Genomic DNA, 13,591 nt, shown 5'->3' with positions numbered 1-13,591 from the left:
ATTCCCGTGTGAAAGTAGGTAATCGTCAGGCTCCCTAAGCCAAGAACCCCCGCCCGAAAGGCGGGGGTTTTTGCATTTCGGCGATGGAAATGTGTGGTGTGCCGGTGTAGATCACACCTCTTGCCGAATAGCTACACGGCAGCGGACCTGAGTGACCGGCTCACTGCAGTTTCAGAACGATCGTCGCTTGTCACAGTTACTAACGGTATGGAGCATCGGGTGCCGAGCTTCCAGACGGATAGTGACTTGCGACGCTCACCATCGACAATGCGCTGATCACATCGGCGTGATGATGAGTCGCTTGTCCTCGACGGTAATCCGGACGCGTTCTCCTGCCTCGAATCCCGCGTCCTCAAGCCATACTCCAGCCAATTTGATCCACGGGTAATACGTCGTGTTCAGTTTCCGGTGCGCTCTGATAGCACGGAGGACCCTGGACAAGGAATGATGGCGTGCTGACTCTTGGACGGTGACGAAGCGTTCCGTTACCGAGGGACGTGACTTATGATTGGCGTTAGCCATTTCCGACTCCTGTATTGAGTTGGTGGTGGTCAGCGGGTCGTATGGGTGGCAGCCCATGCGGCCCGCGCTTTTTGCGGTGACGCCATTTGAGTCTACCTAACTGGGCATCTCGAAATATGGAAAATTCGAGTGATAGCCGATCGGCAGAGGTATGGAGGTGTCGCGATCCATTGCGCGCGCTTCCGGTCGGATGTTCCCCGTCATGCTCGTACGTCGTCGGGCGCAGATTTGAGTCCATCATTGCAACCATTTCCCTCGATCAGTAGCAAATCAGTTCGGATTCTCTAATCGACACCTGACAAAGCGATAGACAATACTCTACGGAACAGTAATCGGCAAAATCCACCTATAGCAGCGGCGTTCGCAACATTCTGGCTCTCAATTTACCGATAGATTTGTCGTTCAGCCAAAACGACTTCCGATACTGAAGAGTGAGTTCCGCATGCTGCAGGACTTCATACGTGTCCTCAGGTGTTGGCTGGCCTGGAGCCATCTCCCTAGACAAGCGAGCTGTAACCCGCAGCAGATGTTGTTGAACTGCTGTGAGCCTTGAGAAGTCCAGCTCTTCCGTTCCGTATTGCGTGACACCATCGAGGTCGCGCCGCGAGAACAACATCTGGCCCTGAAGGAGGTTTCGAAATGTATTCCACTCGTACATAGTTATTCCGCGTCGTGTGCACATGTCGAAATTTTCAATGGTGTGCACAAGAAGGAAGCGACTTCGCTCGCTCAACAATCCGGAGCCTACCAACTTTTTCCCAAGCTTACTTACGAGACGTTTGCGGACCTGCTCTGTGTCTATCAATTCACGCAGGCGGCTGAGTTGCCCGATCCCATGGTTTATGTTTTTGCTTCGGTTGAACTCGTCGAGTTCGTCACGCAAATACGGTTGAAGCACTTGGGCTCGGTGTTTGACTTGGCAGAAGTAAAAAAGGCACGTCGTTTTGTCGTAGATAATGATGTCCACATCGTACTTGGCATCCATGTCTTTGAATTCGAACCACGCCATAAAGCGCGAACTATCAAGTCGGTCCTGGATATATTGGAGAATGTAGTCACGCTCGAACCATTTTCCGATGGGCGAGCCAATTTCGCTGAACTGTGACTGCACGTAGCGTTGCACCGAAAATTTTAAGTTTAAATTGTGGATGTACAGGTGCCGTGGGTCGTCCGCTTGAGTAATAAACCGATCGCCGGGAGGCTGCGCGGCTGATTCAGCCAATAGGGCCTCTAGTTCGACATTGCCGAACCCTGCTTGCTGCAATTGCTCGCGCGAGATTGAAGCCAGTGGACGGTCTTCCAAAACGACGTGCGAGAAGTTATCAATGTCCCACCGAGCCGCAAGGGGATGCAACCAGACAAAGCACAGAAGTTCAGCGCGAGCCCGTAGCTTCGGTACCGCAGCGCCGTTTTTTGTCAGCAGGAGTTTGGGGACGTAGCGCCGGTGCAGGCATAGAAATTTATCAAGGATGGAATCGACCCAAGCTTGAAAGAACTCATCCTCTCTTGCCGGCCCGTCGAAGTGGCGAAGGCCGCGTGACACCATCAGCGCATTGTGGGCGTCTGCCATGTTGCTCTGCTGTGCCCAGTACAGTGAAAACCAACGCATCTTGCGCGCGATATGTAACCGAGCAGGAATGGCGTAATGCATGACACCGCCAGTATTACTGACGGCTTCGAACATACCTGCCATCAAGTGCACAGCAACCTCACATTGGGCATAGAGTGCTAGAAGTGAGGCTTGAGCCTGTCCGGATAATTCACTCCATTGAATGTTCGCCTTTGCCAGGTCTTCCTTGGCCAGTCCAAGGAGTGCTTCGACCGCGATGACGGTATTGGGTCCCATTGCCTCGCGAGAGCCGTTGGGGCCTTGTGTGAATGCACCAATTCCTACATCGAGAACCGCTGTGCCCAGACCCCGGCGGGTCCGCTTCCGAAAGACATGTCGTAAGACGCTCTTTTGCAAGAAAGCGATTGAATCGCCCAGCGGCGACGGCACGTATTTGAGTACGTCATCACGCGGACATTTCCATGGCGAATGTAAGAGTGAATACGCCGTGCGGCGGGCATCGGTAGTGAGACCCTCCAGACCTTCGGACAGGTGCTCAAGCCAGTGAGACGGTGCCGCATCGTCGGCGGGCAGGCCATCATTCATATTTTGTCGTTGTTTGCGTAAGTCGATCGCGTTCGAGCAGAGCACTTCGTCTGCCAGAAGTCGTTAACACTGTCCACTTGTTGTCGCGCACGCTCTGATCGGGACCGACTAGGCGACGTCGACATTTGTGCGGGTCGGGTAGGTGCCGAACGTCGTAAGGTAGTAACCCAATCATTCGTCTGTTCGAGCTTCCGGATTCGAGTCTTTCCCATTAATCCTCAAGGGGAATATGCCGTAATATTAGCCGCATGGACGCGACAGCCCGTCGGAGCGTGACGAGGCGCCTGTCAGTTGAACGTCAGCAGTGCGTTGCGGCATGCCTAGGCTGCCATAAGAAAACAAACCCTTTGCCGGGGAGACCGAAATTGAACATCCAATCATTGCTTGCCGGCGTGCCGATGCCTGCACTTATCACGGGCGTGTTTTTGGCCCTCCTTGTCGTTATTGCTGTTGTGTTTTTCTTCGGTCCAGCGATAAGTCACCTGCTTCGGCTGCGCGCCATCCAGCGACGCATCGGAAGCTTTGAAAGCGGAGACTTCTCGTCGCAGTTTGAGGCGGTCTTCGCGAGCGACCGTCGGCTCACCCATCTCTGGAACGAGTATGCCGAATCATTGCACGTCCAGCGGGAAGAGCGGGATGGACAAATGATCGTGCGCGCTGTACGTGCCACCGTGCCAGCTGAGGTGTACTTCAACAATCAGGTTGTCGTCGACAGCCGCTTGCGCACTGAGTTTTTTAAGCACGTTCCCGGAATTTTTACTGGTATTGGCATTATCGGGACGTTCAGCGGACTCATAGAAGGTCTTCACGCGTTTCAGGTAAGCGAGAACGCTGCAACTGTTCGCGGTAGTCTTGAATCACTTATGCATTCGGTGGGTGAGGCGTTTCTTGTGTCTGCCTCGGCAATCGCCGCGGCAATGCTAACCACGCTCTTCGAAAAATTTCTCCTTGCCTCGCTGTACCGACGTACGGAAGAAATTGCACATGCGATTGATGCTTCCTTTGAGGCAGGTGCCGGAGAAGAATACCTGGCACGTCTAGTAAAAGCGTCAGAGGAGTCGGCGAGCCAATCTAAAATTTTGAAGGACGCTCTCGTCAAGGAGATGGGTGAGCTGCTGCGCGAGTTGACTAGTGCACAAATCGAGGCGAGCAAAGAACAATATGCACTCACCGCAGAGGCGGGACGCCAGAACAACGTCGCTCTCGGACAGGTGATTGCCGAGAGCATCCAACAGGGCCTCAAAGGCCCACTCGATGAAATCGCGGCGACCGTTAAAACCGCCAGCGGTGACCAGAGTGCAAGTGCTGCTCGGGTATTGCAGGACGTAATGACGAGCTTCAGCCAACGGTTGAATGACTTGTTCGGTGGCCAAATTTCAGGCCTCACCGAGCTTAATCAACAAACGGCCCAGAGCATTCAGCAGGCTGTGAGCACGTTGCACACTCTGGTCGAGAACATCGAGGCTTCGAGTCAGCGTTCGACGGATGCGATGGCGCACCGCATGGCGGAGGCCATTGAAAAGATGGAGGCGCGACAGGATGCAATGAACGTGCAATCGGAGGCGTTCGTTGAGCAGCTACGCCAGTTGGTTGCAACGTCTCAGTCGGAGACAAACCAAAAATTGCAGGCGACGTTGGAGACGCTCAGCACTCACGTTGGCGAAATGCTAACGACGCTGAGCGGCGCGCAGAAGGAAGTATTTGAGAACAATCGTGCACGCGAGCATGCGATGTCTGAGCGCGCGAGCGGCGTAGTGAACGCGATGTCGGAATCGATGGATGCTCTTGTCAAGGAGCTAGGCGCCGCAACTACGCAGATGGCGCAAAGCGTGAATGCTTTGACGCAGTCGACAACTTCTTCTGTCGACCGCATGAATGCTGGCGCGGAAGCGTTGGGCACGGCGTCGCGGAACTTCGCCGCGGCAGGTGAGCGCGTCGCCGGTGTCATGGGGCAAACCACCGACGTCTCAACCAAACTCGCAGCGACAGCCGGGAATTTGACGAGCGGTGCGGGAGCAATCCAGGAACTGCTGAGCGACTACCGCGCTCATCGCGATAGCATCGGCCAGCTTGTTACGGAATTGCGCGCCACCGTCGATGCTGCGAGAAGGGAAGCTGCGTTGACCGGTGACATTCTCAATCGCATTGAGACATCCACAAGCCATCTTGGAGCGGCGCAAAAGCAGGCGGACGAGTATCTCGCTGGTGTAAGCCAGGTTCTCGCTGAAGCGCACGGCGCTTTTGCAACTGAGGTCAAGCGTACGTTGGAAAAAGCGAATGCCGAGTTCCATACAAAACTGACCTCGGCAGTAGGGTTGCTTTCGTCTGCAGTCGGTGAGCTGGAGGTAACGCTCGCCTCCATGAGCACCCTGACACCAGCGAGGAACTAGACGATGTTTGGAACTCAAATCGTCGTCAAGCGCGGAAGTCGCGACGAGGCGGAAAAGCCCTTCTGGATTTCCTTTGCTGACTTGATGACCGCACTGATGGTGCTCTTCCTCGTGGTCATGGGGGTGGCGCTGCTCGCCGTGACCAAGAACGTGACGGAGAAAGAAAAGCGCGAAGAGCAGCATCGAAAGGACATAGAGCTTATTCTCGACCGGTTTCAAAGTGCCGCCAAGCGGTACGACGGTATCAAGATAGACCGCAACCGACATGTCATCGATTTTGGTGACCGCGCCCGTTTTGCGTTCGGGAAATCAAACCTGGCGCCCGAGCAGGAAGCGGTGTTGCGTCAGTTCGTTCCTGAAATCCTGACATTGGCGAACGATGACCTGGGCAAGCGCGTACTGAAGCGTGTGGTTGTCGAAGGCTATACAGACAGAACCGGCACGTACCTGAGCAACCTGGATCTGAGTCTCCAGCGCAGCGAGCGGGTGTTGTGCAGTATGTTTGCAACGACTGGTGCGAGTGTGCTCGACGAGGCGCAAAAGCTGGACGTGCGAAATCTGTTTTTGGTCGGCGGATATTCGTTCAATGACTCGAAGGAAACCGACGAGGAAAGTCGCCGCGTCGAGATGCGCCTTGAGTTCCTAGGTGTTGGCGAGGATAGGTCTCCGGCCCCGGCGCAATCGGGGAACTTTGGCGACTGTGCATTGCGATGAGCGCACTAAACTACCTGGCGTCTTTGCTGCAATCGTCGGTCAGCGAAGAGACGCAGCCGATTAGCCCGGGCACTGAAATCGACGTGCTTCTCGAACAGTTGAAAGCGCGCGCGAAATCTCGTGTTGGCCGAGAACCTGTTCATGACCATCAGCTCGACGCGGTGCGACGGTATTGGCAGAGCCACGAAGTGTCCACGTTCCGCGATGCCTATCTTCTGTCCTTTGGCCTATGTATTCCACACCGTCCCCAAGGCGAGTGCGTGATGGAGGACCGACCACGCTTGCAGCATATCCTGGACAGCGTTGATGGCTACATAACCAAGACCGCGTCATACAGGCGCTGCTATCAAGGACTCGCAAAGAGCTACTTCTCCTTCGACGTAGATGCATGTGGGGTGGCGTCCTCGGGAAGGAAGAACTGGCTGACCCTGCGAGACTACCTTCACGACCGGAACCCCAAGATACGTGATAGCAGGTCGAACCCTTCATGGGTCGACACGGCAATCGAAAACAGACAGCTTTTTGATGAGTCCCCGTGCACACGATATGTGGGCGAGTTGCTCGAAGGCGATACGTCGCGCATAGACCACATTTGCGAGCAACTTCAAATCGGAAAGGAGTCGTGGTTTCTGCGCCAGCTCGTGCTTACGCAAGTTGAGGGCGCGACGAAGCTCGATGACGATGAGTTTGTGAGGTTGCTACCCCGCTTGCTTGGTCTGCTTGCACACAATGAGGTGCTCCGCGACCGAGGAACGATTCTGGTCCTTGACCGATACGCTGAGGTCTCTGGCACCCCCTTGCACCCGAGACTGCGCGACCATGCTGTCGCCTGGTGGGGCAATCCGTGGCTACCTTCAAATGCGACCCGATGGGGTGGCGTCGAGCCTGCGGCTCGAGCAATGGTCTCTGACTGGTTGAAGCTCGAATTTATCGAGACCTTCTTTACGAAGTTGGCGGAGGACGGTCTTGCCGACCGTCGGCGAATGGAGTTTTGGAAGCGATACGTTAAATCCATCGATGACATCGAGTTCGCATTAGGCTCGACTGCGCGCAATTCACGTGAACCTGACCTGGTCGCGCTGCGTAAGAGAATGAAGGGCCTGACTCGCGAACTCGACGCCTCTGGCGCGAACAACGCCTTCATTATGACGATGGGCAAGTTGGTCGCTGTCGAATTTAGTGGTCTCGGAAACGCGTTTTATGGCTATGACGCCAGTCGCTCTCTGCCATTCAATACAAATCAGACATTGAAGCTCGGGAAAAATGAACGCAATTCGTTGAAGCAATCAAAAAGCATGCTGTGGCTAAAGCATGGTGACGGCATTCATGGCTGGAATCGATGGGAGGAGATGTTCGAGGCAACACTGCGTGAGAGTTTTCAGATTCTTCCTTCAGCCGAAACTTTGCGTGCTTCAGGTAGAACCAAGGCCGCAAACGAGCCTACGAAGTCGACGAGTAACGTCTCCTCCCGTGAGAACGTTGGCTCTTCGCAAAATCGAACCGAAGCGCACGAATCCTACTCCCACGTTGCGCTCAAGCGATTTGCGGCAACGCATGGTCTGCAAATCGAGGACAGGACTGCACTCGGCGGAAACTTGTGGGTGCGCGGTGGTGAAGGTGACGAGCGTATCGGCCGCGTTTTGATGGAATGGGGCTTCCGTGTGAAGCCGGGCAAGGGTTGGTGGAAATAAGGCGAAACCGTGTTCAAATTATTCAAGCAAGCAAAAGCGCGAGACGTCATCACCTGGAAGCGACACTGGTCGGATAAGGGCATCGTTCTAACTCGGCGAACTCAAAGCACGGGAGCGATGGTCGATGGAGACCTCGTTGGCGGCTACCTCACACAACTGACCGATGATGGCCTCGTCAGCCCGGTCGAGGACGAGTTCTTGTTGGATTGGCAGTCTTTATACGACATCCTTGAACGACCGGACTACGGGCAGCTGCGCGATGTACTCCGAATACCGCCTTTCACGGAATTCCGTCAGCATCTGCGAAGCAACCATTCGTTGACCGACCACGAGTTCTCTATTGCGATAGATGGATGGCGCATCGACGGCGGCCGTGAATTTCAAGGCACTATCACGGGGCCCGTGATGTTAGAAGGCGCCGCAGAGATGCTGATGCGTCCCGCGCAATGGAAGCTTTTTAATGCGGTCATTGCATTCTCGCGCCGTGGCGACGAGGACCACTCTGATTTAGCCAACCGGCAAGGGTGGGGGCGGATTCGCAAGCTCGCAGTCGATGCCGAAGCAAGACTTGATGATTTTCTCTACCGCTCGGTGGTTTTGAGTCCGGAAAAGCTCACTATAGGTCTGCGGCGCTCGGTGGCAGTTGTAGACGACCACGTAGTCGAAATCGTGCCGAGCTTCGACGGAGCACCTGATGACTGGCTCGACACGTTCGACAGAGCACGAGAAGTTCGCGACCGGTACGACATTACAACGCAGGAGGGAATCGTCCAGGTTCTAGTCACACCGAAGGTGAAGACCGTGCTTCGTGAAATAAGGCGGTTGCCCGGACGGCGGGTGGCAGGTTCTCGGGCCCAAGCTTTTTTGCTCAACCCCTTCGCGGCACTCGGTGCAGATGCGATTGACGTCATCGAAGAATCACAATTCGAACGTGCTCGTGAAGACGCCGGCCTCGACTACGAACGCTTCGTACCGACGTTCGAGCGAAATGCTGCGGGCTATCCAGTACGTATCGGCCTGCTTATCGAATCTGCAGTGGCGAGCGGACCGACCTCCTCGAAGACGCATTGGCTCGACGACAACGAACTTTCCGCGTTCATCTTGGCTCTCTCCAGGTCGCTGGCGCAGGGCCACCAACTGCTTGCCTGGCAGGGCTATGACCTTGCTCTGCAGGGAGATTCGGAGCAGCAACTCAAAGAATTGTCGGCTGCACTGGCACAGCGTCGCATTCCTCCGACGCTGGTCTCCTACGCTCAGGTCCACAACCTGGCTGGCTACTCTGCGCGCATCGAATCGATTGGTGTGGAGAAGCCCTACCATTCGCCGTATATCGCGAAGAAGGACGAGGGTGAAGGTTGGTTTCCTGACAACATTCTGCCTGTCATTGTTTATCAGTCGAAGGACGGTGGCGAGCCGGTGGCCGTGCCGACCAACAAGCTTGCTATTGAGAAGCTGAAGGATGATGTACAGGTCGCTGACGCGAAAGGCGTGGTTCAGCTCGACGTCCCTTGGCTCAAGGACCCCATTTCGCTGACTGATGCGAAAGAAATCATCTCGACGTTCGAGAGCGTCTTTTCAGATTTGGAGTCGGGTAAGCAGTTTGACCCGGAAAACGCGCGCAACCGGCCCAGCGAAAGCGTGGCCAAAAAGCAGCTAGTTCTGCGTGCAAACATTCAGGCACTCGAATACGAAGAGTTGCGTCGTGAAGCGCTGCAGGCCGTACCTGCTCGTCCGAAGCTTCCGGAAAGCATTCGCCCGGAGTTCTCATTGTTGCCGCATCAACAAGCGGGTCTCGCGTGGATGCAGCATCTCTTCAGTCTGCAAACCGATTACCAGGTTCGCGGCGCAATCCTTGCAGACGACATGGGGCTGGGTAAGACCTTCCAATTGCTGGCGCTTATGGCCTGGTTGCTGGAGAGGGACCCCATCATCAATCCAATGCTCGTAGTCGCGCCGGTCTCACTGCTGGAAAACTGGGCAGAGGAAGCTAACAAGTTCTTTCAGCCTGGAGCATTGCCCCTATTGACTGCATACGGCGAAAGTCTTGCCGCGTTTCGCGTACCGCGCAGCCAGATAGACCAACGCTTGCAGACCGAGGATGGCCTGGTCAAGTTTTTGAAGCCCAACTGGATTGGCGATGCCAAGGTGGTTTTGACGACATACGAGACATTGCGAGACTTGGAGTTTTCGTTTGCGGCACAAAAGTGGTCCTTGATGGTGTGCGACGAGGCGCAGCGCATCAAGAACCCAGCTGCAATGGTGACCCGGGCCGCCAAGAAGCAGAATGTCGCGTTCAGGATTGCATGCACCGGGACGCCGGTGGAGAACACCTTGGCCGATATGTGGTGTCTCTTCGACTATGTGCAACCGGGCTTGCTCGGTGCCTTGAACGACTTTGGTGAGCGGTACCGGAAGCCGATTGAGGCGAAGACTGACGAAGAAAAAGCTCGTGTCGAAGAATTGCGCGCTCGCATCTCGCCCCAGATTCTCCGGCGCCTGAAGACTGAGGTCGATACGGGGCTACCTCCGAAAATCGTTGTCGAAGATTGCCGGCGGCTCTCAATTTCTGGCGTTCAGCGGAACCTTTACGCGAAGGCGGTGGATGGATTCAAACGGCGCCAGGAGCCCAACCATACGACGCCGTTCAAGAATCACCTCGGGTTGCTACACTACCTAAGGCTGGTATGTGCTGACCCACGAGTGCACGGTCTAAGCGTGTTCAAGCCGGAACCATTGGGCGACTATCGTGCGAAATCCCCGAAGCTCAATTGGCTACTCGGGCAGCTCTCGGAAATCAGAGCGAAGGGCGAGAAGGCAATCGTCTTTTGCGAGTTCCGGGAGATTCAGCGACTCCTGCAGCATTACATCGAAGCCGAATTCGGGTATCGTCCCGACATCATTAACGGTGATACAAGTGCGTCCTCGAGTCACGTCGCCAGTCGGCAAAAGAGAATCAAGGCCTTTCAAGACACGCCGGGCTTCGGTGTCCTTGTTCTTTCGCCGGTCGCCGTCGGGTTCGGCGTAAACATCCAGGCGGCGAACCACGTTATCCATTACTCGCGCACATGGAATCCGGCCAAAGAAGACCAGGCCACCGACCGTGCGTACCGCATCAATCAGACGAAGCCTGTGTACGTGTATTACCCAACTGTTTGGGCTGACGACTTTATGACTTTCGACGTCAAGCTCGACCAGTTGCTAGCTCATAAGAGAGGGTTGTCAGAGGACATGCTCAACGGCGCCGGAGACGTGGTGCCGTCCGACTTTAACCTCACGGACGTGGTGCCGCACTCGCAGAGTGACGGCCTGGATGAACGCATCACGCTGGATATGGCACAGCGTATGGGGTGGCAACACTTCGAGTGCCTTGTAGGTGCACTTTGGAGCAAGCGTGGGTATAACTGCTACCGGACACCGGGCACGAATGACAACGGCGTCGACATTGTGGCCATTGACGGAAATCGAGGTCAGCTTATTCAGGCCAAGTCCAGCGGAATTGATGGAACAAAACTCGGATGGGACGCTGTGAAAGAGGTTGTGGCTGGCGAAGCGTTCTACCGACGTAGGCACCCCAATGTGTCGTTCGAAAAAGTCTGTGTCACAAATCAGTTCTTCAATGCGCAGGCGAACGAAAACGCGCATTTGAACTCTGTCGAGTTGGTTGACCAGAAGCATCTCGGCGACCTGCTTCAAGCGCATGAAACAACCATGCTCGAGGTCGAGCGGATGCTCTTTGCCGAATGGCAATCGGCGGATGTTTGATGTCGGTACCCATCTGTCGCGCCAGCCCGTTGCTTAGGTCAGTGCGACAGACAGGTACCGGTGTGCAACGAGCTTGCTAAGCAGCTTGACCGGCGGGTTCAGAGGACCTAACTTCGCCTCAGAAATTACCGGTCATCGCCTTCGGTCTCGCTCGGCGACTTGTCGGCCGGCAAATTGTCCTGCCATGCGGCATAGGTAATCGTCGTTCCTTTGAGGCGCCACGAATTCCGCCCGTTGTCCGTTCTGCCCAAGACGGTAGCGGACGCGGCGCTGGGGCTGACGAAGTTCACATCCTGCGTGAAAACCAGATGAGAGCCGTCCGCGGACAGCTGTAGAGAACCAAACGTCCGCAAACTTTCTCGTAACTGCTGATATGAATGTGGTTGTCCTGTCCAGTCCAATCGCGCTTGCGACTGCGCAAGAATCGTGAACGCGCTGCTACTTTTCCGCGCCACTGCGGCAAGGCCGTGCTTGGCGCTTTCCAGCTCGAAGTAGATGCCATCGCTATCCGATGACAGTTCGCCAAGCAATTCCTTCGCAATTTCCGATTTGCTCTTGCGCTCCTCCAGACGCCAGTGCGTCTCGAACACCTGCATCATCGAAGCCTGCTGCGCCTGCATGATGTCCACGGTCCACTCCGAATGCTGCAGCACTTGCGTTGTAAGAGCGAACCCGGAAACACCGCCTTTGGTGAAATAGGAATTCTTCTTCCAGGAAAACTCTCGGTTGCTCGCGGAGCTATTCTTCTTGCGGCTCAGTAGCACGAGGTTGCCAAGCCGATGGACCCAGCTTTGATAGATTTTCGCATCGGGAACCCACATCGCCCATTGGCCATTCGGCGCGGGCTGTTGGGGCATCACATGTTCGACCGAGACGACCTCATGTTCGTACACCGCCGCGCCATCGGACAAAAGACGGTCCAGGCGTAAGAGCAATAGTGCTACGGCACGTGCAGAGTGTGTGTCATACAGCGGGCCGTTCAGCACCGAATAGGCGTCGAATTGCTCACTCGGGGAAAGTTGCAGCGGTGATGCCTCGGCGAACAGATTCTGGCCATTTTCGATGGCGCCCGTTAACGCCGAGAAGCGTTCGATACGGCCATTGACCCCAATTTTTCGCGCGAGCATCGAATATGCAAGGCGTTCGAGGTCGCGGAAGAAAGTCAGCATCAAGTCCGGATGCTCGGAATGCCGAACGTAAAAGGCCAAGGCCGGTGGCAACCAGTCCTTGAATTCCAGCTTGTTAAGCCAACGCAGATGCTCGTTCACTAACTCCGCATGCATTGTGCTGGCGTAATCAGCATCGGTGAGAGCAGCGAAAGCTCTCGCCATCGGTAGAAGAACAGAGTCGACAAGCGTCTGTGATTCGGCTGTCTGTGTAACATGCTCCTTGAATTCCTTCAGCAATGTCCCCTGCGGCTTGGCTTTGCGGTACACCATGCGGATATGGCTGAATAAGTCGCCGAACTCGTCGCGCCCTAGGTCCTCCTCTGCATCTTCCCACTTTTTCGTGTACATCTCTCGCAGAACGGGTTCAATGCCCCCGATGATTTCTGCTTTCAAAATATCCGTGGCACTCAAATCGAGACCGCGGCTATTAAGAACACCAAAAATGCGATACGCAGAATCAAGGTCCGGTGTTGCCACGGTAACGAGGTAGCAACGCGTGATTATGAACTGGACCAGTCTCTTGAGTTCAACCTCCTGCAACTTCGACAGGCCGCTCATGAAGACCTTGGCATTGGACCGCAAGCGCTCCTGCGCGCTAGTCGGCAGAGTCGAGTTCAGCTCAATGAGTTTGGCGAGGCCGTCCTCGTGTTGGATGTACTGACGGAAAAAATCTCTGTCTCGCTCGCGCAACGACAGCCGGTAGCTCGCTTCGGTGGCCGAGACGACATCGCCGTGCTCGTAGATACGTTTCGTGATGCCTGCCTGCACCGCACAGTCGCTGATTGTGGCTCTGATGGCTGAAAGAAGCAGCGTCAGCGTGGTCAAGCGCTGCTGCCCATCCACAACTGTCGCGTCTGGTGAAGTTTCACTCTTTATGAGGACGATGCTGCCAAGAAAGTACGGCACACAATCCCCGAGCTGTTCTGGGGAGACTTCGAGCGCACTCAGCAAGTCATCAAGGAGTTCCTGCGCTTGGTCGTTTCCCCAAGAATAGGGACGCTGATAGCCTGGAATCGTAAACACATATTCATCGCTGAAAATCTTCTGCAGCGTTTGTTCTTTTGCTGTGAGCGTGTGCGACACGTGAAATCCCCGGAAATCAATCTGAAGAACTTTGAGTTAGTCAATATACCGACTTTCCTAGGGTCATAGCTAGCGCCGCGTGCGATGGTGAGGCGTCCACCGCAC

At 55.3% G+C, this 13,591-nt stretch carries 7 protein-coding genes; 4 read left to right on the top strand and 3 right to left on the bottom strand.

The genetic code is table 11. The annotated features are described in order from the left end of the window. Positions 1-276: 276 nt before the first annotated feature. Both DIE03_RS36845 and DIE03_RS36840 read right to left on the bottom strand, forming a co-directional pair. Positions 277-522, bottom strand: coding sequence for a SymE family type I addiction module toxin (locus tag DIE03_RS36845; protein WP_124456958.1), 246 nt, complete (start codon positions 520-522; stop codon positions 277-279). A gap of 346 nt (positions 523-868) precedes the next feature. Beyond that, on the bottom strand, positions 869-2,677 hold the full coding sequence (locus tag DIE03_RS36840; RefSeq protein ID WP_124456956.1) for a hypothetical protein: 1,809 nt from the start codon (positions 2,675-2,677) through the stop codon (positions 869-871). Between the two features lie 365 nt (positions 2,678-3,042). Here DIE03_RS36840 and zorA point away from each other — a divergent pair, with 365 nt between their 5' ends. The 4 genes from zorA to DIE03_RS36820 are packed head-to-tail and all read left to right on the top strand — an operon-like array spanning position 3,043 to position 11,234. Then, entirely contained in the window at positions 3,043-5,067 is a 2,025-nt protein-coding gene (gene zorA / locus DIE03_RS36835) for an anti-phage ZorAB system protein ZorA (RefSeq protein ID WP_124456955.1), read from the top strand. Between the two features lie 3 nt (positions 5,068-5,070). Beyond that, positions 5,071-5,781, top strand: coding sequence for an OmpA family protein (locus DIE03_RS36830; protein WP_124456954.1), 711 nt, complete (start codon positions 5,071-5,073; stop codon positions 5,779-5,781). Further along, positions 5,778-7,472, top strand: coding sequence for an EH signature domain-containing protein (locus DIE03_RS36825; RefSeq protein ID WP_124456953.1), 1,695 nt, complete (start codon positions 5,778-5,780; stop codon positions 7,470-7,472). The genes DIE03_RS36830 and DIE03_RS36825 overlap by 4 nt, the downstream gene beginning before the upstream one ends. A gap of 9 nt (positions 7,473-7,481) precedes the next feature. Then, the gene (locus DIE03_RS36820) at positions 7,482-11,234 is read left to right on the top strand and encodes an SNF2-related protein (protein ID WP_124456952.1); all 3,753 of its coding nucleotides are present in this window, start codon (positions 7,482-7,484) and stop codon (positions 11,232-11,234) included. Positions 11,235-11,359: 125 nt separating this feature from the next. On the opposite strand, the gene DIE03_RS36815 is transcribed toward DIE03_RS36820, so the two are convergent. Beyond that, the gene (locus tag DIE03_RS36815) at positions 11,360-13,486 is read right to left on the bottom strand and encodes a DUF4357 domain-containing protein (protein WP_124456951.1); all 2,127 of its coding nucleotides are present in this window, start codon (positions 13,484-13,486) and stop codon (positions 11,360-11,362) included. Positions 13,487-13,591 lie beyond the last annotated feature (105 nt).

The organism is Burkholderia sp. Bp8992, assembly GCF_003853705.1.
Taxonomy (GTDB): domain Bacteria; phylum Pseudomonadota; class Gammaproteobacteria; order Burkholderiales; family Burkholderiaceae; genus Burkholderia.
Note: the sequence above shows the minus strand (reverse complement) of the source record. Positions and strands in the feature narration are given on the sequence as shown.